Consider the following 23320-nt stretch of genomic DNA (forward strand, 5'->3'; position numbering starts at 1 on the left):
CCGATTTCCGGAGAAGCCATGACTACGCCTTACCCGCACCTGCTCGCGCCCCTCGACCTGGGTTTCACCACGCTGCGCAACCGCACCCTGATGGGCTCGATGCACACCGGCCTGGAGGAGAAACCGGACGGTTTCGAGCGCATGGCGGCGTACTTCGCCGAGCGCGCCCGCGGCGGCGTCGGCCTGATGGTCACCGGCGGCATCGGCCCGAACCTCGAAGGTGGCGTGTATTCCGGCGCGGCGAAGCTGACCAGCGCAGAGGAAGCGGCCAAGCACCGCATCGTCACCCAGGCGGTGCACGAGGCGGGCGGCAAGATCTGCATGCAGATCCTGCATGCCGGGCGCTATGCCTACAGCCCGAAATCGGTGGCGCCAAGCGCGATCCAGGCGCCGATCAACCCGTTCAAGCCGCACGAGCTGGACGAGGAGGGCATCGAGAAGCAGATCCAGGACTTCGTCACCTGCTCCGTGCTGGCCCAGCAGGCCGAGTACGACGGCGTCGAGGTCATGGGTTCCGAGGGCTATTTCATCAACCAGTTCCTCGCCGCCCACACCAACCACCGCACCGACCGCTGGGGCGGCGCCTACGAGAACCGCATGCGCCTGCCGGTGGAAATCGTCCGCCGCGTGCGCGAGGCCGTGGGCCCGAACTTCATCATCATCTATCGCCTGTCGATGCTCGACCTGGTGGAAGGCGGCAGCACCTGGGACGAGATCGTGCTGCTGGCCAAAGCCGTTGAGAAGGCCGGTGCCACCATCATCAACACCGGCATCGGCTGGCACGAAGCGCGTATCCCGACCATCGCTACCAAGGTGCCGCGTGCAGCCTTCACCAAGGTCACCGCCAAGCTCAAGGGGGAGGTGAAGATCCCGCTGATCACCACCAACCGCATCAACACCCCGGAAGTCGCCGAACAGGTGCTGGCCGAGGGCGACGCCGACATGGTCTCCATGGCGCGTCCGTTCCTCGCCGACCCGGAATTCGTCAACAAGGCCGCCGCCGGGCGCAGCGACGAGATCAACACCTGCATCGGCTGCAACCAAGCCTGTCTGGACCACACCTTCGGCGGCAAGCTGACCACCTGCCTGGTCAACCCGCGCGCCTGCCACGAGACCGAGCTGAACTACATCCCCACCGCGCAGGTGAAGAGGATCGCCGTGGTCGGCGCCGGCCCGGCCGGGTTGTCCGCCGCCAGCGTCGCCGCCGAGCGCGGTCACCAGGTCACCCTGTTCGACGCCGCCGGCGAGATCGGCGGGCAGTTCAACGTCGCCAAGCGCGTGCCGGGCAAGGAAGAGTTCTTCGAGACCCTGCGCTACTTCAAGCGCAAGCTGGAAATTAGCGGCGTCGACCTGCGCCTGAACGCCCGCGTCGGCGTCGAGGAGCTGGTCGCCGGCGGCTACGACGAGATCATCCTCGCCACCGGCATCGTGCCGCGCACCCCGGCGATTCCGGGTATCGAGCATCCCAAGGTGATCAGCTACCTGGATGCCATCCTCGGGCGCAAGCCGGTCGGCCAGCGCGTCGCCGTGATCGGCGCCGGCGGCATCGGCTTCGACGTCTCCGAGTTCGTCACCCACCAGGGCCGCTCCACCAGCCTCGATCGCGATGCGTTCTGGCACGAGTGGGGCATCGACACCGCGCTGGAGGCGCGTGGCGGTATCGCCGGGATCAAGGCCGAGGTGCCGGCGCCGGCGCGCCAGGTGTTCCTCCTGCAGCGCAAGAAGACCAAGGTCGGCGACGGCCTCGGCAAGACCACCGGCTGGATCCACCGCACCGGGCTGAAGAACAAGCAGGTGCAGATGCTCAATTCGGTCGAGTACCTCAAGGTCGACGACGCCGGCCTGCATATCCGCGTCGGCGACGGCGAGCCGCAAGTGCTGGAGGTCGACACCGTCATCGTCTGCGCCGGCCAGGACCCGCTGCGCGACCTGCACGACGGTCTGCTCGACGCCGGCCAGCAGGTGCACCTGATCGGAGGCGCCGACGTGGCCGCCGAACTCGACGCCAAGCGCGCGATCAACCAGGGGTCGCGACTCGCCGCCGCCCTCTGACGCGCTCACTCGCCGCGTTCACTCGCTGCCCGGCCGCCTCGTGCGTCCGGGCAGTTCTGTTATCTGTGTCATGGAACGGGGATTATCCGCGACAATCGGTCTTGGCCGGTCGCTGGCTGCTAAGCCGGTCACAGCCTCCAGGCGGCTGCATGCCCTAGACTCGCCCAACCGCTGGGCCGGTTCTTGCAAGCGGGCTTCCTGCCCAGGGCGTGCCGCGTCGAGCTGGCGATTGCAGAACGAGGAACCGAAACGATGCAGAACAAGCCGCAGATGGTCGAGGCCGTACTGTTTTTCGATGAGCAGGGCGTCTGCAAACAGATGCTGTTCGCCGAATTCGAGGCGGTGCTCGACGGCGTGGTCGACCTTCCCGGCTTCGCCGACCGGCAGATGCGCGCCGTCTACGTGCTGATCAATCCGCGCCTGCAGGTGCGCTCGGCGGTGTTCTTCTTCCTCGATTTCGACCCGAAAGGCGCCGCCGACCCTGGCTGGAACATTCCCCTGCGCCACCTCGCGGACCGCGCCGGACGTGGCCCGGACCTCGGTGGCGGGCCGATTCGCCTGGCCTGTCGCAGCCAGACGCCGGTGGCCTGGCTGCAACTGCACCTGTGGGAGCCGAGCGTCGAGCGCGGTGACTTCCAGGCGATCCGCGACGCGGTGCGGCGCAACAGCCTGGGCCTGCTGGCCGAGGAAGAAACGGCGTTGCCGGCGATGGCGCCGGAGCGTCTGCAGGTCGCTGCCGAAGACGCCTGGTACGCCGACCCTTCGCAGGAACTGGTGGAAAAACTCACCGAGCAGATGGGCCTCGAGCACCGCCAGAAAATCGCCGTGCTGGTGAAGCAGCAGCGGCTGCGTCTGGCCAGCCTCGGGCAGAATCATGAAGAGGAGCTGGCGCGCATCAAGCAGACCGCCGAGCGCCAGCACGCGCGGCTGCTCGACGAGGTCGCGGCTCTCCAGCAGGCGCTGGCCGAGCAGGAAATGGTGGTGTCGCAGTGGCAGGCGCGTTTTGCCGAGCAGGCCGAGAGTTTCCAGAAAAGCCGCGAGGAAATGACCCGCCAACTGCGCGCCATCGAGCGTAACGGGCGCATCGAGGCCGATGTGCTGCGTGCGCAGTTCGAGGCCCAGCTGGAAGAAAGGATCGCCCTGGCAGTGGCCGACTACCGCGAGCAGATCGCGGTGCGCGACGTGGAGCTGGCGTACCGCGACGAGCTGGATACCCAGTTGCAGGAGGATATCGAGCGGCTCAAGCGCGAACAGACCCGAGCGATGGTCGCCGACCGGCGCCTCGAACAACTGGCCGAGCTGGGCGTGGTGCTGGTGGTCTACCACCCCGGCGCCGGGCACCTGACCATTCCTCAGCCGGACGTGCCGCGCTACCTGGAAAACCCGCAGGCCTACGCTGCCGGCAAGTGCTTCGTCAGCGAGGCGCAGTACCGCGAATGGCTGGCGCACTACCAGCAGCCGACCTGCGACGCCGTGCTGCCTGGCGGCGAGCGCTGCGACGCGGCGCTGGAGCGGGTCGACATTCCGGGGCGCTATGTGGCCGGGGAATCCTGCCGCTGCGATCGCCACAAGGCCAGCCAGCGGCTGCGCACCGCCGGTTGAGTTCGCCGCTCCTGCCCGCCTGGGCGCCCCGGGCCGATCTCCATCCGCTGGCCTTCGACTGGCTGCAACCGGCCGGGGTCGAACTCGCGGTGCTGCGCCTGGATCGGATCGACACGCTGGTCTCCGGCAACAAGTGGTTCAAGCTCAAACCCCACTTGGAGCTTGCCGCCGCTGCCGGCAGGCGCGGGGTGATCAGCCTCGGCGGCGCGCATTCCAATCACCTGCATGCGCTGGCCGCCGCCGGCCGGCGCTTCGGCTTCCCCTGCGTCGGCCTGCTGCGCGGCGAGCCGCAGGATACGCCGACCGCGCGCGACCTCATCGATCTCGGCATGCAACTGCACTGGCTAGGCTACGGCGGCTATCGCGCCCGCCATCAAGCGGATTTCTGGGAGCCCTGGCAGGCGCGCTATCCCGATCTGCAGCCGGTGCCCGAGGGTGGCGGCGGGTTGCCCGGAGCGCAGGGCTGCATCGAACTGGTGGACATGGCGCGGCGGCAGCTCGCCGCGCTCGGCTGGAGCGACTACGACGGCTGGTGGCTGGCTGCCGGCACCGGGACCACGCTGGCCGGGCTGGTGCTCGGCGAGGCGGGTGAGCGACCGGTGCATGGAGCGCTGGCGGTGCCGGACGATCACGGCGTGGCGCGGCGTATCGGCGAGGTACTCGCCCAGGCCGGGCGGGACGACCGCGGCTACCGGCTGCATTCGGCCAGCCGCGGCGGCTTCGCCCGCGTCGACGCGCCGCTGCGCAGTTTCATCGCCGACAGCGAGCGCCGCAGCGGCGTGCCGCTGGAGCCGCTGTATACCGGCAAGGCGCTGCTGGCCCTGCGCGACGCCGTCGAGGCCGGGCAGTTCGCCGCCGGCACCCGGTTGATCTTCGTTCACACCGGTGGGTTGCAGGGGCGCCGCAGCCTGTCCGGCGCCTGAGGCTCACTCGCCCAGATGCGGCCATCGATCGGCGATCAGAAACACCCGCTCGACTTCCTGCCAGGCGCCGTGGCCATCCGCTTCCAGCCGCACCAGCAGCTGTGCGCGACTGTCTGCCGGCAACGCCGCCAGCCATTCGCCAAACTGCGGCAGCTGCCAGCGTTCGTCGGCGGTCACCCGCGCGGGCGCCAGCCAGGCCTGGCGCGGCAGCGGTTGCCAACTGCCGGTGCCCTGCGAGGCGGCGAACGCCGGCCAGTCGCGCTGGCGGACCCAGCGCCCACGGTCGTGCGCCGGATGGGCGCCGAGCGGCGACGCGCAGCCGTCGGGCCAGGGGTAGAACAGGCAGCCGCCGAGCCACAGGCGGGCGTCGGCCTGGCGCACGCCCAGCGCTTGGAGCGCGGCGAGGCCTTCGGGGCGCGCGGAAAGAGGCAGTTGGTGGCTGCTCAGGCGCTCCAGTTTCAGATCGAGACGATCACGTCCGCCGGGCCCGATCCAGTTCGCCGGATCGCCGCCGTCGCGTTTATCGGGACCGAGGTAGAGCTTCATCGCCAGTTCCAGGTGATGCACGCCCGGGCCATCGCGCAGCAGCAGGTCGAGTTCGCCCAGCGTGCGGTTGCCTTCGCGGATCGGCAGGTTGGCGGCGATCAGTTCTATATCCGGCGCAGCGTGCAGGGCGAACTGCCAGAGCTGTTCGTAATACAGGCCGAGGCGGCGGATCGGGTGGCGCTGCAGCCAGTCGCGCAGCGTGCGGTCGTCGTCATCCAGTCTCCACAGCCAGGCGGCCAGGCGCTGCGGGTCGTCGGCCCAGGCGCTGCCGGCCAGCGGATGACGCTGCGCCCAGGGCGCATCCTGCAGCAGCGGCGCGGACAGCAGCGCCCAGGCCAGGTCGCGCACGGCGGCGGACTGGAAGCGGCGGGGCAGGTCGGCGAGCGGGGCGAAGGGCTGCATGCTGCGAGCATAGCGCAGGCTTCGGTGGCGCTGGCGCACGGGATAAAGCGCGCTGGCACGGTGGTCTCACGCCAGTGGCCGGTGGCTTTGCCGTTGGTCTGCGGCGGACCTTTCGCCCATAATCCGCCTCTCCGCTAGCCCGAGCCCTGGAATCCCCATGGAGCAATTTCGCAATATCGGCATCATCGGTCGCCTCGGCAGTTCGCAGGTACTGGAGACCGTTCGCCGACTCAAACGCTTCCTGCTGGACCGTCACCTGCACGTGGTCCTCGAGGAGTCCATCGCCGAAGTGGTGCCCGGGCACAACCTGCAGACCGCCTCGCGGCGCATTCTCGGCGAGATCTGCGACCTGGTGATCGTGGTCGGCGGCGACGGCAGCATGCTCGGCGCGGCCCGTGCGCTGGCCTGGTCGAAGGTCCCGGTGCTGGGCATCAACCGTGGCAGCCTGGGCTTCCTCACCGACATCCGCCCGGACGACCTGGAAGCCAAGGTCGGCGAGGTGCTCGATGGCCAGTACAGCGTGGAGAACCGCTTCCTGCTGGAAGCCGAGGTGCGTCGCAATGGCGACTCCATCGGCGAGGGCGACGCGCTCAACGACGTGGTGCTGCACCCCGGCAAGTCGACGCGGATGATCGAGTTCGAGCTGCACATCGACGGCCAGTTCGTCTGCAGCCAGAAGGCCGACGGCCTGATCATCGCCACGCCGACCGGCTCCACCGCCTATGCGCTGTCCGCCGGCGGGCCGATCATGCACCCCAAGCTGGACGCCATCGTCATCGTGCCGATGTATCCGCACACGCTGTCCAGCCGGCCGATCGTGGTCGATGGCAACAGCGAGCTGAAAATCGTCGTGTCGCCGAACATGCAGATCTATCCGCAGGTCTCATGCGACGGACAGAACCATTTCACCTGCGCGCCAGGCGATACCGTGACGATCAAGAAGAAACCGCAGAAGCTGCACCTGATCCACCCGCTGGACCACAACTACTACGAAGTGTGCCGGACCAAACTGGGCTGGGGCAGCCGGCTGGGCGGAGGCGACTGATGCTCGACCCGGCGCGCGGCTACGACCTGATCGGCGACGTGCATGGCTGCGCACGGACTCTCGAACGCCTGCTCGACGGGCTCGGCTATCACCGCCAGGCGGGCGTCTGGCGCCACCCGCGGCGGATGGCGCTGTTCCTCGGCGACATCGTCGACCGCGGCCCGCGGGTGCGCGAGGCGCTGCATCTGGTGCGCGACATGGTCGCGGCCGGGCAGGCGCTGTGCATCATGGGCAACCACGAATTCAACGCGCTGGGCTGGAGCACGCCGGCGCCTCCGGGCAGCGGCTGCAGCTTCGTGCGCGAACACACGCCGCGCCACGAGCGGATGATCCGCGAGACGCTGGCGCAGTTCGACGGCCACCCGGCCGACTGGCGCGACTTCCTCGGCTGGTTCTACGAGCTGCCGCTGTTCATCGACGCCGGGCGTTTCCGCCTGGTGCACGCCTGCTGGGACAGCAGCCTGATCGAGCCGCTGCGCGCGCAGTTCGCCGATGGCCGCGTCGACGAGCCGTTCGTCCAGGCCTCGGCGGTGAAAGGCAGCTTCGCCTGCACGGTGTTCGATCGCCTGCTGCGCGGCACCGACCTGCCGCTGCCGCACGGGCTGACCCTGACCAGCGAGGAGGGCTTCACCCGGCGCACGTTCCGCACCAAGTTCTGGGAGGAGAGCCCGGCCACCTATGGCGATATCGTGTTCCAGCCGGACGCGCTGCCGGACAGCGTCGCCGAGATGCCGCTGTCGGAAACCCAGAAGAGCCGGCTGTTCCTCTACGGCCCGCACGAGCCGCTGCTGTTCGTCGGCCACTACTGGCGCACCGGCAAGCCGGCGCCGATCCGCGGCAACCTGGCCTGCCTGGACTACAGCGCGGTGATGTACGGCAAGCTGGTCGCCTATCGCCTGGACGACGAGCGCCGCCTCGATCCGCACAAGTTCGTCTGGGTCGACGTCGAGCGGCCGGAGTCGCTGCGATGAGCCGCGTCGCCGCCATGCGCCTGCCGATTGCCACCGACCTCAGCGGCTTCGTCGGCCTGCTGCGTAGCCTGAACGTTCCGTACCGAGTCAGCGAGGAATCCGGCGAGCAGGTGCTCTGGGTGCCGGGCGAGGAACTGGCGGAGCAGGTCCGCGATCTCTACACGCGTTTTCCGCACGGCAATCCGGAGCAGCCACCGAGCCGTTTCGTGCGGCCGTCCGGCAGCCCGCTGGCGCGCCTGAAACGCAGCCCGGCGACCGCCGCCGTGCTGCTGCTGACGCTGATCGTCGCGGCGCTCACGTTCCTTGGCGACAACTTCTCCAGCATCCGCTGGCTGACCTTCCAGGACTTCCGCATCCAGGGCGACTACCTGCAGTTCGTCCCGCTGGCGGTGAGCCTGGATGCCGGCGAGTGGTGGCGGCTGGTCACGCCGATGCTGCTGCACTTCGGCTTCCTTCACCTGGCGATGAACGCGCTGTGGTACTGGGAGCTGGGCGGGCGCATCGAGGCGCGCCAGGGCGCTTCGATGCTGCTGGCGCTGACGCTGCTGTTCAGCCTGGCGTCGAACGTCGGGCAGTACCTGTTCGGCGGCCCGGCGCTGTTCGGCGGACTCTCCGGCGTGCTCTACGGGTTGCTCGGCCACTGCTGGATCTTCCAGCGCCTGGCGCCCAATCCGGCCTACCAGTTGCCCAGGGGCGTGCTGGGGATGATGCTGATCTGGCTGCTGGTATGCCTGTCCGGCGTGATCGGCGCGCTGGGCTTCGGCTCGATCGCCAATGCCGCCCACGTCACCGGCCTGATCGCCGGCTGCGCGACCGGCCTGATCGGCGGCCTGCTGGCCCGCCGCTCATTGCCGTAGCACCGTAGGGTGGGCTTCAGCCCACCCGCGTCGTCGCATCGCGAGCGGCGCTCGCCACGGCGGGCATTCCGGTAGAATGGCGGCATTCCCCGACTGCGGAGCTGCCATGTCGACTTTTTCCGAGATGATCGAGAACATCACCCCCGAGATCTACCAGAGCCTCAAGCTCGCCGTTGAGATCGGCAAGTGGCCGGACGGCCGCAAGCTGACCCAGGAGCAGAAGGAACTGAGCCTGCAGGCGGTGATCGCCTGGGAGCTGCAGAACCTGCCGGAAGAGGAACGCACCGGCTACATCAGCCAGCAGTGCGCATCGCACTCCAAGCCGGAGCCGCAGGTCCTGTTCAAGTCGAACACCGTGCATTGAGGTCCGAGTCGTGTTGAGCGAGCTGGGCCGCGGTGCCCTGAGCAAGATGTCGGTGCGCCTCGATGCACCGGTGCAGTACGCCTTTCGTCTCGGCGAGCGGGAGGTTCCGGTCAATCCGCTGATCGGCCGTTCGCTGCGCCTGGAATACCTCGGCGCGATCCACTGCAGCCATTGCGGTCGCCAGACCCGCAAGAGTTTCAGCCAGGGCTACTGCTACCCGTGCTTCACCCGGTTGCCGCAGTGCGACCTGTGCATCGTCAGCCCCGAGCGCTGCCACCATGAGCTGGGCACCTGCCGCGATCCCGAGTGGGGCAGCAGTTTCTGCATGACCGATCACGTGGTCTACCTGGCCAACTCGTCGGCGGTGAAAGTGGGGATCACCCGCGCCAGCCAGATGCCGACGCGCTGGCTCGACCAGGGCGCCAGCCAGGCGCTGCCGATCCTGCGCGTCGCCACGCGCTTGCAGTCCGGGCTGGTCGAGGACCTCCTGCGCAGCCAGGTCGCCGACCGCACCAACTGGCGCACGTTGCTCAAGGGCGATGCTCCGCCGCTGGACCTGATCGCCGAGCGCGACCGTCTGCTCGACCACTGCGCCGAAGGGCTGCTGGCCTTGCAGCAGCGTTTCGGTCTGCAGGCGATCCAGCCGATCACCGAGGTGGCACCGCTGGAGATCCGTTATCCGGTGCACGCCTATCCGACCAAAGTGGTCAGTTTCGATCTGGACAAGACGCCCGTCGTCGAAGGTACCCTGATGGGCATCAAGGGCCAGTACCTGATCTTCGATACCGGCGTGATCAACATTCGCAAGTACACGGCGTACCAGTTGCTGGTATCGGCCTGACCCCCATTCCCGCCTCGGCCCTCGCCGGGGCTGCCAGGAGCCGAAAGATGCGCACCGAGCAAGCCAAGACGATCTACCTGAAGGACTATCAGGCACCGGACTACCTGATCGACGAAACCACCCTGACCTTCGAACTGCACGAGGACCACACCCTGGTCCACGCGCAACTGGTGATGCGGCGCAACCCGGAGAAGGGCGCCGGGCTGCCGCCGCTGGTCCTCGACGGCCAGGAACTGGAGTTGCTCGCGGTATCGCTGGACGACCGCGAGCTTGCGCCCGGCGACTATCAACTCGATGACAGCCATCTGACCCTGCAGCCGACCGCGGCCCGGTTCACCGTCGACAGCACGGTGCGCATCCACCCGGAGAGCAACACCGCGCTGGAAGGTCTGTACAAGTCCGGCAGCATGTTCTGCACCCAGTGCGAGGCCGAGGGCTTCCGCAAGATCACCTACTACCTCGATCGCCCGGACGTGATGAGCAAATTCACCACCACGGTGAGCGCCGAGCAGCATCACTACCCGGTGCTGCTCTCCAACGGCAACCCGGTGGCCAGCGGCAGCGAGGAAGGCGGTCGCCATTGGGCCACCTGGGAAGACCCTTTCAAGAAGCCGGCGTACCTGTTCGCCCTGGTCGCCGGCGACCTCTGGTGCGTCGAGGACAGCTTCACCACGATGAGCGGGCGTAACGTCGCCCTGCGCATCTATGTCGAGCCGGAGAACATCGACAAGTGCCAGCACGCCATGGACAGCCTGAAGAAGTCCATGCGCTGGGACGAGGAGGCCTACGGTCGCGAGTACGACCTGGACATCTTCATGATCGTCGCGGTGAACGACTTCAACATGGGCGCGATGGAGAACAAGGGCCTCAACATCTTCAACTCCAGCGCCGTGCTGGCCCGCGCCGAGACCGCCACCGACGCCGCCCACCAGCGCGTCGAGGCGATCGTCGCGCATGAGTACTTCCACAACTGGTCGGGCAACCGCGTGACCTGCCGCGACTGGTTCCAGCTGTCGCTCAAGGAAGGCTTCACCGTGTTCCGCGATGCCGGCTTCTCGTCCGACATGAACTCGGCGACGGTCAAGCGCATCGAGGACGTGGCCTTCCTGCGTACCCACCAGTTCGCCGAGGACAGCGGCCCGATGGCGCATTCGGTGCGCCCGGATTCGTTCATCGAGATTTCCAACTTCTACACCCTGACCGTCTACGAGAAGGGTTCGGAAGTGGTCGGCATGATTCGCACGCTGCTCGGCGCCGAAGGCTTCCGCAAGGGCAGCGACCTGTATTTCGAGCGCCACGACGGCCAGGCGGTGACCTGCGACGACTTCGTCAAGGCCATGGAGGACGCCAACGGCGTCGACCTCACCCAGTTCAAGCGCTGGTACAGCCAGTCCGGCACGCCGCGCCTGGAGGTCAGCGAGGCCTATGATGCCGCCGCGCAGCGCTACACCCTGACGTTCCGCCAGAGCTGCCCGCCCACCCCGGGCCAGCCGACCAAGGAGCCCTTCGTGATTCCCGTGGCCCTCGGCCTGCTGGACGCGCAAGGCAACGATCTGCCGCTGCGCCTGGACGGCGAGGCCGCCGCCGGCGCCAGCAGCCGCGTGCTCTCGGTGACCGAGGCCGAGCAGTCGTTCAGCTTCGTCGGCGTCGCCGCCAAGCCGCTGCCGTCGCTGCTGCGCGGCTTCTCGGCACCGGTCAAGCTGAGCTTCCCCTACGACCGCGACCAGTTGATGTTCCTCATGCAGCACGACTCCGACGGTTTCAACCGCTGGGAAGCCGGCCAGCAGCTGTCCGTGCAGGTGCTGCAGGAACTGATCGGCCAGCACCAGCGCGGCGAGGCCCTGGTGCTCGACCCGCGTTTGCTGCATGCGCTGCGCAGCCTGATCGAGGACGAGTCGCTGGATCAGGCGATGGTCGCCGAGATGCTCTCCCTGCCGGGCGCCGCCTACCTCAGCGAGCTCAGCGAAGTGGCCGACATCGACGCCATCCACGCCGCCCGCGAGTTCGCCCGCGCGCAGATCGGCGAGGCCCTGTTCGCCCCGCTGTGGCGGCGCTACCAGGCCAACCGCGAGGTGTCGCGCCACTCGCCCTACGTCGCCGAGGAAAGTCACTTCGCCCGGCGCGCGCTGCAGAACATCGCGCTGTCGTACCTGATGCTGGGCAACAAGCCCGAGGTGCTGGCCGCCTGCGTGGATCAGTTCGACAACAGCGACAACATGACCGAACGCCTGACGGCGCTGGCGGTGCTGGTCAACTCGCCGTTCGAGGCCGAGCGCGGCAGGGCGTTGCAGCTGTTCGCCGAGCACTTCAAGGACAACCCGCTGGTGATGGACCAGTGGTTCAGCGTGCAGGCCGCCAGCTACCTGCCGGGCGGGCTCGAGCGGGTGAAGGAACTGATGAAACATCCGGCCTTCACCCTGAAGAATCCGAACAAGGTGCGCGCGCTGATCGGCGCCTTCGCCGGGCAGAACCTGATCAACTTCCACGCCGTCGATGGCAGCGGCTACCGCTTCCTGGCCGACCAGATCGTCACGCTCAACGCGCTGAACCCGCAGATCGCCGCGCGTCAGCTGTCGCCGCTGACCCGTTGGCGCAAGTACGACGCCGCTCGGCAGGCGCTGATGAAGGCCGAGCTGGAGCGCATTCTGGCCTCGGGGGAGCTTTCCAGCGACGTCTACGAGGTGGTCAGCAAGAGCCTCGCCTGAGTCGCCCAGGGCCGGGGAACCGGCTCCGATTCGTTACCGGTGGGTCAGAAAAAGGCCACGGCAGTCGCCGTGGCCTTTTTGCATCATGGCGCTGAATAAGCCGTCAATCACGGGGGTTTGGCCTTAACAAAACATAACGACACGCCGATTGTCACAGCCCGTCAAAGTCGGCAGCATAGGGGCGCTTCAACCGCACTATCACCAATAACAATAATGGGGGAAAGGTGTATGAGTGAGCCCACGTGGCGCACCCGGTCCGGTCTGTCTGCGGTTTTCCGCCGGCGGATTCTGCGACTCCACTCGCCGTTGACCAACGCACTGTCGTTGTGTGCCGCGTTTTCCATGCTGGGCCTGGGCGCCATGCCCCTGCAGGCCGAGGAAAGCGCCACCCGCGAACCCCTCTACGCCATCGAGTCGCCCAAGGCCGTGCAAAGCCTGCTGCTCGACATCGCCCACGCCGGCGCGCGCCTGGTGGCGGTCGGCGACCGTGGCCACATCCTCTATTCCGATGACGACGGCAAGAGCTGGCAGCAGGCCAAGGTGCCGACCCGGCAGATGCTCACCGCCGTGTTCTTCCTCGACGACACGCTCGGCTGGGCGGTCGGCCACGATGCGCAGATCCTCGCCACCACCGACGGCGGCAAGAGCTGGACGCTGCAGTTCGAGGACCTGCACCGCGAGGCGCCGCTGCTGGACGTCTGGTTCCAGAACGCCGATCACGGCATTGCGGTGGGTGCCTACGGCGCGCTGCTGGAGACCGAGGACGGCGGCAAGACGTGGAACGACGTCAGCGACCGCATCGACAACGAAGACGGCTTCCACCTCAACGCCATCACTGCGGTGAAGGACGCCGGGCTGTTCGTCGTCGGCGAATCCGGCTCGATGTTCCGCTCGCCCGACTGGGGCCAGACCTGGGAGAAACTCGAAGGCCCGTACGAAGGCTCGCTGTTCGGCGCGCTGGGCACCGCCGAGCCGAACAGCCTGGTGGTCTACGGCCTGCGCGGGCACCTGTTCCGCTCCGCCGATTTCGGCGACACCTGGGAGCGCATCGAGCTGAAGACCGCCAGCGGCGGCAAGCTGGAGTTCGGTCTGTCCAGCGGCTCCTTGCTCGCCGACGGCTCGCTGGTGGTCGTCGGCCACGGCGGCAGCGTCCTCAAGAGCAGCGACGATGGTCGCAGTTTCAGCGTCTTCAACCGTCCCGACCGGATTTCCCTGGCCGCGGCGACCGCGGGTGCCAACGGTGAACTGATCCTGGCTGGACAGGGCGGTGTGCGTGTCTCCTCACCGACAGGCGCCGTGCTGGTCGAAAAACAATAACGCCGGGAGAATTGAATGAGTCCTCACCAACAGAACAAGGCGAGCCTGCTCGAGCGCCTGATCTTCAACAACCGCCCGGTGGTAATCCTGATCTGCGTGCTGGTCAGCGTGTTCCTGTTCTACCAGGCCACCCAGGTTCGTCCGTCCACCAGTTTCGAGAAGATGATCCCGCTGCAGCACCCGTTCATCCAGAAGATGATGGAGTACCGCAACGACCTGTCCAACCTCGGCAATACCGTGCGCATCTCGGTGGAAGCCACCGATGGCGACATCTTCTCCAAGGAGTACATGGAGACGCTGCGCAAGATCCAGGACGAGGTGTTCTACATCCCCGGCGTCGACCGTTCCGGGCTGAAGTCGCTGTGGAGCCCCAGCGTGCGCTGGAGCGAGGTCACCGAGGAAGGTTTCGCTGGCGGCGAAGTGATTCCGCAGACCTACGACGGTTCCGAAGCCAGCCTCAACGACCTGCGCAACAACGTGCTCAAGTCGGGGCAGATCGGCCGGCTGGTGGCGAACAACTTCAAGTCGAGCATCATCGACATCCCGCTGCTGGAGAGCTTCCCCGACCCGAATGACCAGGGCAAGCTGGTCAAGCTGGACTACCGCGAGTTCTCCCATCAGCTCGAAGACAAGATCCGCAACGAGTACCAGGCGCAGAACCCGAACGTGAAGATCCACATCGTCGGCTTCGCCAAGAAGGTCGGCGACCTGATCGACGGCCTGCTGATGGTGGTGGTGTTCTTCGGCATCGCCTTCGTCGTCACCCTGGTGCTGCTCTACTGGTTCACCTGGTGTATCCGCAGCACCATCGCCGTGCTCTCGACCACGCTGATCGCGGTGATCTGGCAGCTCGGCCTGATGCACACCGTCGGCTTCGGCCTCGATCCTTACTCGATGCTGGTGCCGTTCCTGGTGTTCGCCATCGGCATCTCCCACGGGGTGCAGAAGATCAACGGCATCGCCTTGCAGTCGAGCGAGGCGGAAAACGCCCTGACCGCCGCGCGGCGCACCTTCCGCCAGCTGTTCCTGCCGGGGATGATCGCCATCCTCGCCGATGCCGTGGGCTTCATCACCCTGCTGGTGATCGACATCGGCGTGATCCGCGAGCTGGCCATCGGCGCCTCCATCGGGGTCGCGGTGATCGTCTTCACCAACCTGATCCTGCTGCCGGTGGCGATCTCCTACATCGGCATCAGCAAGAAGGCCATTGAGCGCAGCAAGCGCGACGCGGTCACCGAGCATCCGTTCTGGCGCCTGCTGTCGAACTTCGCCAGCGCCAAGGTCGCGCCGGTGTCGGTGATCCTCGCGCTGATCGTCGCGGCCGGTGGCTTCTGGTACCAGAAGCAGCACCTGCAGGTCGGCGACCTCGACCAGGGCGCGCCGGAGCTGCGGCCCGATTCGCGCTACAACCAGGACAACGATTTCATCATCCGCAACTACTCGACCAGCTCCGACGTGCTGGTGGTGATGGTCAAGACCGAGGCCGAGGGTTGTTCGACCCACGCCACCCTGGCGCCGATCGACGAACTGATGTGGAAGATGCAGAACACCCAGGGCGTGCAGTCGGCGATCTCCCTGGTCAGCGTCTCCAAGCAGATGATCAAGGGGATGAACGAGGGCAACCTGAAATGGGAAACCCTGTCGCGCAACCAGGACGTGCTGAACAACTCGATCAGCCGCGCCGAGGGCCTGTACAACAGCGACTGCTCGCTGGCGCCGGTGCTGGTGTTTCTCGAGGACCACAAGGCGGCCACGCTCAAGCGTGCGATCCAGGCTGCGGAAGAGTTCAAGGCCGAGCAGAAGCCGGGCGGCCCGGAGTTCCTCCTCGCCGCGGGTAACGCCGGGATCGAGGCGGCCACCAACGAGGTGATCGCCAAGTCCGAGCTGACAATCCTCACCCTGGTCTACCTCTGCGTCGCCGGGATGTGCATGATCACCTTCCGTTCGTTCGCCGCCACCGTGTGCATCGTGCTGCCGCTGATCCTCACCTCGATTCTCGGCAACGCCCTGATGGCCTTCCTCGGCATCGGCGTGAAGGTCGCGACCATGCCAGTGATCGCGCTGGGCGTGGGCATCGGCGTGGACTACGGCATCTACATCTACAGTCGCCTGGAAAGCTTCCTGCGCGCCGGGCTGTCGATGCAGGAGGCCTACTACGAGACGCTGAAATCCACCGGCAAGGCGGTGCTGTTCACCGGCATCTGCCTGGCGATCGGCGTGGCCACCTGGATCTTCTCGGCGATCAAGTTCCAGGCCGACATGGGCCTGATGCTGACCTTCATGTTCCTGCTCAACATGTTCGGTGCGTTGTGGCTGCTGCCGGCCCTGGCGCGCTTCCTGATCAAGCCGGAGAAACTCGCTGGCAAGACGGGCGGGAGCCTGCTGTCGCACTGATCGTCGACGATGCGAAAACAACCGCGGCCCAGGCCGCGGTTTTTTTTCATGCGCCGTAAAGATAAGCGGGCTCGTGCAGGCGAGGGTTTGCCCCAGGCCGGGTGCAACCCGTGACTGGAGTGCACGGCGCAACGCCGCCCGCGTGGGTTTCACCCACCCTACGGATGGATCGCCGTGCGCAGCTCCCAGAGCAACCTCAGGCAAACACCGCCCACGTCGGTCGCGATCGACAGCCTCGCATCCAGGCGAATGCACCTGGCGGGAATGAACCTCAGCGTGGGTAGAGCGGCGGCAGGGGGCTGGGTTCCTGGGGCGTGGCGGCGGCTTCGGCGGGGGGCAGGGTGCGGATCGCCAGCCACAGGTCTTCGCCCTGCCAGTGCTGCCCGGTTTCGCTGTAGAGCGAGCCGTTGAGGCCGTCCAGCGCGTCCGACAGCGGGGTGAAACGCGCGGCCATGTCGGCGAGGGTCTCCGGCTGCTGGCGGGCCCAGGCGTCGAGCGCCTGGCGCGTCGCCTGAGTGTCGTTGGCCAGGCAGGCGCGCTTGAGATCGTCGAGCAGCGTGCGTGGGCTGGGCCCGGTGGGCGCCACCCGTTGCACGGCGGGTTGCCGGCGCGCGTGCCACCAGAGGCCGAAGCCGAGCAGCGTGGTGCAGGCCAGCAGCGCGCTGAGCACCTGCCAGGGCCACAGCGGTGCGGCGTACTCATCGGCTTGCGGCGCATCGGCGGGCGGCAGGGCGGGAGCCTCCAGAAGCGGATCGGCGACCACCTCGATGTGCCGTTCCGGCAGGGCGGTGCGTTCCAGGCGGTCCTCGGTGGTGTTCCACCAGACCACCTCCAGTGCGGGCAGGTCGATGCCGCCGCTGTGGATCGGCACCAGCGCCTCGCTCTGCTCGCGACTGCCGATCAGGCTCGAATCGGTGCTCTGGTTTGCCAGGCGGGGCTGGTCGGGATAGCGCCGCAGCGCATCGCTGCGGGTGTCGCCGATCGGCGGCAACTGGGCGCTGGAAAGGCCCTCGGCGCGCAGGATCAGGTTGCGCGTCAGCGAATCGCCGACCTTCACTTCGTTCGGCTCCGGGCTCCAGGCTTCCGACAGGCTGAGGGCGCTGGCCGGCAGCCAGGGGGCATCGGCCGGGTAGCTGGCCGGCTTGGGCAGCACCTGCAGCGGGATTTCCGGCGACTTCACCCGCGTCAGCCGGCCCGAGTGCGAGCCGAACGGCAGCAGGCCGCTGTTGGGCGCGTTCTCCACCAGGGTCGCGCTGAACGCCAGTGGCGGTATCTTCAGCGCGCCGCTCTGCTGCGGGAAGATCGCATAGCGCATCTCGATCACGCCGTGGCGCACTCCGCCGATTTCCTTCTCGTAGGTACGCGGTTCGCCGAGAGGCTCGACCCGAGCGTCGTCCATCTGCAGCGGTGTCAGGCTGCTGTCGTCGTACAGCGGCACCGAGTGGTAGATGCGCAGGGTCAGCACCAGCTGCGCCTGCACGTAGACCTTTTCGCGGTCGACGCTCGCATCGATGTACACCGGCGCCATCTTCGCGCTGCCGCCGCTGCCGGCCGGCTCGATGTACAGGGTGATCGGCTGGCTGCTGGCGTCGCCGAGCCTGAGCGGCGGGATCACCACATAGCCGGTCTGCTTGGGTTGCAGGGTGACGATCCAGCGCGTGACCTGGCGGGTTTCGCCATTGACCACGGCGAGGCGGTTGACCTGGCGCGTGCCGAGCACGTCGAACTGCGTGTCGAGGGCGCTCAGATCGGGCTTGCCGAACTGCGCGACATCGTCCGACTCCAGCGCCAGTTCCAGGGTGTCGCCCTCGTCGAGACGGGTGCGGTCGACGCTGGCGTTGAGTTCCAGTGCCTGGGCGAAGCCGGGCAGCAGGGCCAGCAGGAGAATGCCGAGCAGGCGCATCATGGTTGGTTTTCCTGGCGTTTCTTCTGTTCGTACCAGAACTTGCGGCGCAGCAGTTCGGCCGGATCGTCCGGTATCTGCCGCAACCATTGTTCGAGTGCCTGGCGCCGCTCGCCGTCCAGCGGCGAGTCGTCGGGGACGGGTCTCTTGGTGGTTTCTTCTTCGCCGGGCGGTGGGCTGGCGTCCTTCGGCGTCGGCTGCGGGTCCGGCGCGGCATCGCCGGCCGGTTGCGCGGGCGGTTTCTCGCGGTCATCGCTCGACGGCGGCGCGGGGCTGGAGGTGCGGTCGGGCGGTGCCTGTTCGCCAGGCTGCGCCTCCGGCGAGGGGCTGCCCTGGCTCGGGTTCTGCGGCTTTTCCTGCTGGCGCTGGCGCAGCAGCTCTTCCACCAGGGCCTTGTTCTTCTGCGCCGCGCTCAGGTCCGGCTGGCGTTCCAGTGCCGCATCGTAGGCGTCGATGGCTTCTTCCAGCTCGCCGCTTCTGGCCAGCGCGTTGCCGCGGTTGTAGTGGTCGGCGGCGCTGCTGCCCTTGGCGAAACGTTCGGCCGCCGCCGGATAGTCGCCCGCGCGATACAGCGCCTGCCCCTGCCAGCGCGGGTCTTCGAAGCGTTTTGCGGCTTCCGCCGGACGCTGCGCGTCGAGCAGGCGCTGGCCCTGCTGGTCGGGGCGCAGCCAGAGATCGTCGAAGCCGAAGGCGAACACCGGCTGCGGCAACACGAACAGCAACGGCAGGCAGAACAGCCAGCCGCGCCGGCCGGCGCAGGCAGCGATCAGCAGGAGCGGCAGCAGCAGCCAGTGCCCTTGGTCGGCCCACAGCGCCAGCTGGGTGACCTCGCCGTCCTCGCGCAGCCCCTGTGGCATGTCCAGCAGGCCGAGCTGCCGCAGGTCGGCCTCGTCGATGCGCGCCTGCGCGTAGCGGCCGTGCAGTTCGCCGGCGAAACGCTGCAGGCCGTTCTCGTCCAGCTTGGGCAGGAGAATCGCGCCCTGGTCGTCCTTGAGGAAACCACCGCCTTCGAGGGCGATCGGTGCGCCCTGGGGCGTGCCGACGCCGAGGATCAGCAACGCCGAGGCATGCCCGTCGAGGGCCTGGCGGATGCCCTGGCGCTCGCGTTCGTCGAGGCTGCTGCCGATCAGCAGCAGGCGGCCGCGGCCCTGCGCGCCCTGTTCGAGCAGGGCCAGCGCCTGCGCCACGGCGAGGTCCGCGCGGCGCCCCGGCTCTGGCATGATCGACGGCTTCAGCGCATCGAGCAGATTGCGCGCGGTGGAATGGTCGTTGGACAGCGGCACCAGCGTGTGGGCGCTGCCGGCATAGACGACGATCGCGGTCTGCGCCTCGGAGCGGGCCTCCAGCAGGTCGAGCAGCTTGCGCCGTGCCTGGGCCAGGCGGTTCGGCGTGGCGTCGGTGGCGAGCATCTCCGGAGTGAGTTCGAGCAGCACCACCAGCGGGTCGCTGCGTTTCTGGCTGACCTGCTCGGTGCGTTGCCAGCTGGGGCCGAGCAGGGCCAGCAGGGCGAGCAGCCAGGCCAGGCCCAGGGCGACCCAGGGCAGCCGGCTGCTGCGACCGCGTCCGCCGGAGAGCAGCACGTCGTGGAAGGCGGACGGCAGCAGCATCTGCCAGCGTCCGCTGCGCTGTTCGCGGTGCCAGAGGCGCCACAGCAGCCAGCCGAACAGCGGCAGCAGGAGCAGCCAGAACGGCCGCAGCCAATGTGGCCAGAGCGCGATCATGGGCGGCGACTCCAGCGCGGACGCTTGGCGAACAGCGGCTTGAGCCGCGTCAGTTTGCGCGGCAGGCGCTGGGCGAAACGCGGGTGCGGCCAGAGGGCGTGCGCCACCAGCGCCAGGCTGAGCAGCACCGCGGCGGCCAGCGGCCAGCTGTACAGCGCGCGGGCCGGGCGCGCCTGGGTCGGTTTCTGCGCCACCGGCTCGAGCCGGTCGAGGCTTTCGCCGATGGCTTTGAGTTCGTCCTGCGAGCGCGCCCGGAAATACTCGCCGCCGGTGAGGCTGGCGATCTGGCGCAGCGTCGGTTCGTCCAGGTCCAAGCCGGGATTCAGCCCCAGCAGGCCGAGGGTGCCGCTGTCGGCGGGGTCGGCGCCGATACCGATGGTGTAGACCTTCACCTGTTCTTCGGCGGCCAGGCGTGCGGCAGTCAGCGGATCGATCTGCCCGCCGTTGTTGGCACCGTCGGTGACCAGCACCAGCACGCGGCTGTCGGCCGGGCGCTCGCGCAGGCGCTTGACCGCCAGCCCGATGGCGTCGCCCACCGCGGTGTTCTTGCCGGCGATGCCGATCAGCGCTTCGTCGAGCCAGGTGCGCACGGTGTGGCGGTCGAAGGTCAGCGGCGATTGCAGATACGCCTGGCTGCCGAACAGGATCAGCCCGACGCGGTCGCCGCGGCGGCCTTCGATGAAATCGCCGAGCAGGCGCTTGACCAAGGTCAGGCGGCTCGCCGGCTGCTCGTCCCACTGCATGTCGGCGTAATCCATCGAGCCGGACACGTCCACCGCCAGCAGCAGGTCGCGGCCGCTGGCCGGCAAGGGCAGGGGTTCGCCGACCCACTGCGGGCGCGCCGCGGCGAGCAGCAGCAACAGCCAGAGCGCGGCGAACGGCGCCTGCTGGCGCCAGGCCGGCAGGTTGGCGCGGGCGCGTCGTCCGGCGAGGCCTTCGAGTTCATCGAGGAAGCTGACGTTGAGCGCCGCCTCGCCGCTGTCCGCGGGCGGCAGCAGGATGCGCAGCAGCCAGGGCAGCGGCGCGAGCAGCAGCAACCACGGCCAGGCGAACTCAAACATGCTTGCGCACCCAGATGTCGATGGCCTGCTGCAGGCCGGCGATGGCCTTGTCGTCGAGCCGGCATTGCGGCCGGTAGGCGCCGTCGACGAGGACCATCCAGCGCGTCAGCCCGGCCGCCGGGCAGCGGTTGTCGAGGAACGCCAGCCAGGCGCGCCCGCTGAGGGTCTCGCAGTGGTCGTTCGGGTAATGCGCCAGGCACAGGCGCTTGAGCAGCGCGTTGAGTTGCTGCAGCCAGGGGCCGGCCGGCGCGTCGTCGTAGGGCTTCGGCAACTGCTCCAGCTCGTGCAGGGCGGCCTGGCGCAGCGGGTCGAGACGTACCTCGGTGCGGCGTTCGCGGCGCCGCTGCGGTATCCGCCCGCGCAACCGCCAGAGCCCCCAGAGCGCGACCGGCAGCAGCGCCGCCAGCAGCCACCAGCCAGGTGCTGGCGGCCAGGCGGAAACCGGCGGCGGCGCGATCAGGGGCTGGAGTTGGTCGAGCGGGTTCATTTGCGTTTTTCCGAGCGCTGCACGTAGAGGTGGTCGCGCAACTGGTCGACCAGATCGCTGGCCGTGCTCAGCGGCAGCAGCGGCACGCAGAGCTTCTGCGCCAGGCGCTGCCAGCGCTGCCCGCGCTCTTCGGCCTGGGCGGCGTAGACCAGCCGCAGCTCGGCGGCGTGGGTGTCGAGTTCCAGCCGCGCGCCGCGCTCGGCGAAGCGCAGCAGCCCGGCCGCCGGCAGCTCGTGGTCGAGCGGATCGGAGAGCGGCAGCAGGACCAGGTCGGTGTGTCGCGCCAGGAGGGAAAGCTGCTGCTCGGCGGCCTCGGACAGCGCGCGCTCGTCGCACAGCACCAGCATCAGGCTGCCAGGGCGCAGCACTTCGCGGGCGCGGCGCAGGGCCAGGCCGAAGGCGTCGCGGTTCGGCTGCGCTTCGCTGTGCAGCGCCTGGTTGGCGCGCACCAGCCGGTTGAGCAGTTGCAGCAGGCTCTGCTTGCTGCGCCGCGGGCGGATTTCGTGGTGCTCGTGATCGCCGAACACCAGCCCGCCGATGCGATCGTTGTGGCCCAGCGCGGCCCAGCCGATCAGCGCCGCCGCGCGCGCGGCGAGCACCGACTTGAATTGCAGTGCAGAGCCGAAGAACAGCCGCCGGCTCTGTTCCACCAGGATGAACACCGGGCGTTCGCGCTCCTCGTGGAACAGCTTGGTGTGGGGCTCCTGGGTGCGCGCGGTGACGCGCCAGTCGATGGTGCGCACGTCGTCGCCGGCCTGATACACGCGCACCTGGTCGAAATCCACGCCGCGCCCGCGCAGCTTGGAATGATGCAGGCCAATCAGCGGGCTGCGCCGGCTCGGCGTGGAGAACAGCTGCACCTCGCGCACCCGGTGGCGCATGTCGATCAGCTCGGCGAGGTCGCTGCGAATGCCAGGCTGCAGCGGCAACGGGTGGGTGGTCACGCCACCGCCACCACGTCGAGGATGCGCTGGATCACCTTGTCCTGATCGACGCCCGAAGCCTCGGCCTCGAAGGACAGGATCACCCGATGGCGCAGCACGTCGAAGAGCATCGCCTGGATATCTTCCGGGCTGACGAAGTCGCGGCCGGCCAGCCAGGCGTGCGCGCGCGCGCAGCGGTCGAGGGCGATGGAACCGCGCGGGCTGGCGCCGTAGGCGATCCACTCGGCGAGTTCGGCGTCGAACTTGGCCGGGGTGCGCGTGGCCATGACCAGTTGCACCAGGTATTCCTCCACCGCATCGGCCATGTACAGACCAAGGATTTCCTTGCGCGCGGCGAAGATGGCCTGCTGGCTGACGCGGCGCTCGGGCAGGCTTTCGCCGTTCAGCGCTTCGCCGCGGGCCTGGGCGAGGATCTTGCGTTCGACGCTGGCGTCGGGGAAGCCGATCTTCACGTGCATGAGGAAGCGGTCGAGCTGCGCTTCGGGCAGCGGGTAGGTGCCCTCCTGCTCGATGGGGTTCTGCGTCGCCATCACCAGGAACAGCGGCGACAGATCGTAGGTGCTGCGGCCGACGCTGACCTGGCGCTCCGCCATGGCTTCGAGCAGCGCCGACTGCACCTTCGCCGGGGCGCGGTTGATTTCGTCGGCGAGCACCAGGTTGTGGAAGATCGGCCCCTGCTGGAACACGAAGCTGCCGGTTTCCGGGCGATAGATCTCGGTGCCGGTGATGTCCGCCGGAAGCAGGTCGGGGGTGAACTGGATGCGGTGGAATTCGGCCTCCAGGCCCTCGGCCAGGTCCTTGATGGCCTTGGTCTTGGCCAGCCCAGGCGCGCCTTCGACCAGCAGGTGGCCGTCGGCGAGCAGTGCCACCAGCATGCGTTCGACGAGCTTTTCCTGGCCGAGGATCTGGCTGGAGAGAAATTGTCGCAGCGCGACTAGCGCCTCGCGGTGTTCCATGGGGTCGATTCCGGATGAATGGCGAGCCAGAGCCGCTCGTCGAAGGCGTCGTATCTTAATCGAAGGCGGCGGGCGTAGCTAAGGCTGCATGCACCGCCGCGGGAGCGTTCCGGGGGTGTTCCGCCGTGGTGCGCCACCTGGCCGGAACGTGTCCTGGCGGTGCGAAACCGGCACGGATTTTTGCGACCTGAAGGTGCATTGGTGTGAGTGGGTGTACGTGTGTGGTGCA

18 protein-coding genes are annotated in these 23320 nt (G+C 68.0%); 11 read left to right on the forward strand and 7 right to left on the reverse strand.

Annotated elements, in window-relative coordinates; genetic code table 11:
• The first annotated feature begins 18 nt into the window (after window positions 1-18).
• The 3 genes from BLV15_RS20725 (at window position 19) to BLV15_RS20735 (ending at window position 4577) form a co-directional block, all read left to right on the forward strand.
• Window positions 19-2052: an NADPH-dependent 2,4-dienoyl-CoA reductase gene (locus BLV15_RS20725; RefSeq protein ID WP_090231623.1), complete on the forward strand. Its 2034-nt coding sequence runs from the start codon at window positions 19-21 to the stop codon at window positions 2050-2052.
• 252 nt (window positions 2053-2304) lie between these two features.
• Entirely contained in the window at window positions 2305-3654 is a 1350-nt protein-coding gene (locus tag BLV15_RS20730) for a chromosome partitioning protein ParA (protein ID WP_090231624.1), read from the forward strand.
• Window positions 3651-4577, forward strand: coding sequence for a 1-aminocyclopropane-1-carboxylate deaminase/D-cysteine desulfhydrase (locus tag BLV15_RS20735; RefSeq protein WP_090231625.1), 927 nt, complete (start codon window positions 3651-3653; stop codon window positions 4575-4577). Before BLV15_RS20730 ends, BLV15_RS20735 begins: the two co-directional genes overlap by 4 nt.
• 3 nt (window positions 4578-4580) lie before the next feature.
• Here BLV15_RS20735 and BLV15_RS20740 read toward each other — a convergent pair whose 3' ends face one another.
• The gene (locus BLV15_RS20740; RefSeq protein WP_090231626.1) at window positions 4581-5525 is read right to left on the reverse strand and encodes a DUF1853 family protein; all 945 of its coding nucleotides are present in this window, start codon (window positions 5523-5525) and stop codon (window positions 4581-4583) included.
• A 157-nt stretch (window positions 5526-5682) separates the two neighbouring features.
• On the opposite strand from BLV15_RS20740, the gene BLV15_RS20745 reads away from it, so the two are divergent.
• The 8 genes from BLV15_RS20745 (at window position 5683) to BLV15_RS20780 (ending at window position 16019) form a co-directional block, all read left to right on the forward strand.
• Window positions 5683-6570: an NAD(+) kinase gene (locus BLV15_RS20745; RefSeq protein WP_090231627.1), complete on the forward strand. Its 888-nt coding sequence runs from the start codon at window positions 5683-5685 to the stop codon at window positions 6568-6570.
• Entirely contained in the window at window positions 6567-7541 is a 975-nt protein-coding gene (locus tag BLV15_RS20750; protein ID WP_407072461.1) for a metallophosphoesterase, read from the forward strand. Before BLV15_RS20745 ends, BLV15_RS20750 begins: the two co-directional genes overlap by 4 nt.
• Window positions 7538-8398: a rhomboid family intramembrane serine protease gene (locus tag BLV15_RS20755; protein ID WP_090231629.1), complete on the forward strand. Its 861-nt coding sequence runs from the start codon at window positions 7538-7540 to the stop codon at window positions 8396-8398. Before BLV15_RS20750 ends, BLV15_RS20755 begins: the two co-directional genes overlap by 4 nt.
• Before the next feature lie 106 nt (window positions 8399-8504).
• Window positions 8505-8762: a YeaC family protein gene (locus tag BLV15_RS20760; RefSeq protein WP_090231630.1), complete on the forward strand. Its 258-nt coding sequence runs from the start codon at window positions 8505-8507 to the stop codon at window positions 8760-8762.
• A gap of 13 nt (window positions 8763-8775) precedes the next feature.
• Entirely contained in the window at window positions 8776-9603 is an 828-nt protein-coding gene (locus BLV15_RS20765; RefSeq protein WP_090231631.1) for a DUF2797 domain-containing protein, read from the forward strand.
• Between the two features lie 47 nt (window positions 9604-9650).
• Window positions 9651-12308 carry an aminopeptidase N gene (gene pepN / locus BLV15_RS20770; protein ID WP_090231632.1) on the forward strand — a complete coding sequence of 886 codons (2658 nt, stop codon included), beginning with the start codon at window positions 9651-9653 and terminating at the stop codon, window positions 12306-12308.
• A 228-nt stretch (window positions 12309-12536) separates the two neighbouring features.
• A complete protein-coding gene (locus tag BLV15_RS20775) occupies window positions 12537-13625 on the forward strand; it encodes a WD40/YVTN/BNR-like repeat-containing protein (protein ID WP_090231633.1) in 1089 nt (362 codons plus the stop codon).
• Window positions 13626-13640: 15 nt separating this feature from the next.
• Window positions 13641-16019 carry an efflux RND transporter permease subunit gene (locus BLV15_RS20780; protein ID WP_090231634.1) on the forward strand — a complete coding sequence of 793 codons (2379 nt, stop codon included), beginning with the start codon at window positions 13641-13643 and terminating at the stop codon, window positions 16017-16019.
• Between the two features lie 271 nt (window positions 16020-16290).
• Here the strand turns inward: BLV15_RS20780 and BLV15_RS20785 are convergent, their stop codons facing one another.
• From BLV15_RS20785 to BLV15_RS20810, 6 genes are read right to left on the reverse strand one after another with little or no spacing between them, the layout of a single operon-like run.
• Window positions 16291-17925: a BatD family protein gene (locus BLV15_RS20785; RefSeq protein WP_090231635.1), complete on the reverse strand. Its 1635-nt coding sequence runs from the start codon at window positions 17923-17925 to the stop codon at window positions 16291-16293.
• Window positions 17922-19643 carry a VWA domain-containing protein gene (locus BLV15_RS20790; RefSeq protein ID WP_090231636.1) on the reverse strand — a complete coding sequence of 574 codons (1722 nt, stop codon included), beginning with the start codon at window positions 19641-19643 and terminating at the stop codon, window positions 17922-17924. Before BLV15_RS20790 ends, BLV15_RS20785 begins: the two co-directional genes overlap by 4 nt.
• Window positions 19640-20704 (reverse strand): vWA domain-containing protein, encoded by a 1065-nt coding sequence (locus tag BLV15_RS20795; protein WP_090231637.1) that lies wholly within the window; start codon window positions 20702-20704, stop codon window positions 19640-19642. Before BLV15_RS20795 ends, BLV15_RS20790 begins: the two co-directional genes overlap by 4 nt.
• Window positions 20697-21191 (reverse strand): DUF4381 domain-containing protein, encoded by a 495-nt coding sequence (locus BLV15_RS20800; RefSeq protein ID WP_090231638.1) that lies wholly within the window; start codon window positions 21189-21191, stop codon window positions 20697-20699. The genes BLV15_RS20795 and BLV15_RS20800 overlap by 8 nt, the downstream gene beginning before the upstream one ends.
• On the reverse strand, window positions 21188-22072 hold the full coding sequence (locus BLV15_RS20805) for a DUF58 domain-containing protein (RefSeq protein ID WP_175534411.1): 885 nt from the start codon (window positions 22070-22072) through the stop codon (window positions 21188-21190). Before BLV15_RS20805 ends, BLV15_RS20800 begins: the two co-directional genes overlap by 4 nt.
• Before the next feature lie 59 nt (window positions 22073-22131).
• Window positions 22132-23091: an AAA family ATPase gene (locus BLV15_RS20810; protein WP_090231640.1), complete on the reverse strand. Its 960-nt coding sequence runs from the start codon at window positions 23089-23091 to the stop codon at window positions 22132-22134.
• Window positions 23092-23320 lie beyond the last annotated feature (229 nt).

It is taken from the genome of Pseudomonas kuykendallii, assembly GCF_900106975.1.
GTDB lineage: Bacteria > Pseudomonadota > Gammaproteobacteria > Pseudomonadales > Pseudomonadaceae > Pseudomonas_O > Pseudomonas_O kuykendallii.

Excerpts from the sequence above, each read along its gene's own strand:
- BLV15_RS20725 (WP_090231623.1), top strand. The coding sequence starts at position 19 with ATGACTACGCCTTACCCGCACCTGCTCGCGCCCCTCGACCTGGGTTTC.
- BLV15_RS20730 (WP_090231624.1), top strand. The coding sequence starts at position 2,305 with ATGCAGAACAAGCCGCAGATGGTCGAGGCCGTACTGTTTTTCGATGAG.
- BLV15_RS20740 (WP_090231626.1), bottom strand. The coding sequence starts at position 5,525 with ATGCAGCCCTTCGCCCCGCTCGCCGACCTGCCCCGCCGCTTCCAGTCC.
- BLV15_RS20745 (WP_090231627.1), top strand. The coding sequence starts at position 5,683 with ATGGAGCAATTTCGCAATATCGGCATCATCGGTCGCCTCGGCAGTTCG.
- BLV15_RS20755 (WP_090231629.1), top strand. The coding sequence starts at position 7,538 with ATGAGCCGCGTCGCCGCCATGCGCCTGCCGATTGCCACCGACCTCAGC.
- BLV15_RS20760 (WP_090231630.1), top strand. The coding sequence starts at position 8,505 with ATGTCGACTTTTTCCGAGATGATCGAGAACATCACCCCCGAGATCTAC.
- pepN (WP_090231632.1), top strand. The coding sequence starts at position 9,651 with ATGCGCACCGAGCAAGCCAAGACGATCTACCTGAAGGACTATCAGGCA.
- BLV15_RS20775 (WP_090231633.1), top strand. The coding sequence starts at position 12,537 with ATGAGTGAGCCCACGTGGCGCACCCGGTCCGGTCTGTCTGCGGTTTTC.
- BLV15_RS20780 (WP_090231634.1), top strand. The coding sequence starts at position 13,641 with ATGAGTCCTCACCAACAGAACAAGGCGAGCCTGCTCGAGCGCCTGATC.
- BLV15_RS20785 (WP_090231635.1), bottom strand. The coding sequence starts at position 17,925 with ATGATGCGCCTGCTCGGCATTCTCCTGCTGGCCCTGCTGCCCGGCTTC.
- BLV15_RS20790 (WP_090231636.1), bottom strand. The coding sequence starts at position 19,643 with ATGATCGCGCTCTGGCCACATTGGCTGCGGCCGTTCTGGCTGCTCCTG.
- BLV15_RS20795 (WP_090231637.1), bottom strand. The coding sequence starts at position 20,704 with ATGTTTGAGTTCGCCTGGCCGTGGTTGCTGCTGCTCGCGCCGCTGCCC.
- BLV15_RS20800 (WP_090231638.1), bottom strand. The coding sequence starts at position 21,191 with ATGAACCCGCTCGACCAACTCCAGCCCCTGATCGCGCCGCCGCCGGTT.
- BLV15_RS20805 (WP_175534411.1), bottom strand. The coding sequence starts at position 22,072 with ATGCGCCACCGGGTGCGCGAGGTGCAGCTGTTCTCCACGCCGAGCCGG.
- BLV15_RS20810 (WP_090231640.1), bottom strand. The coding sequence starts at position 23,091 with ATGGAACACCGCGAGGCGCTAGTCGCGCTGCGACAATTTCTCTCCAGC.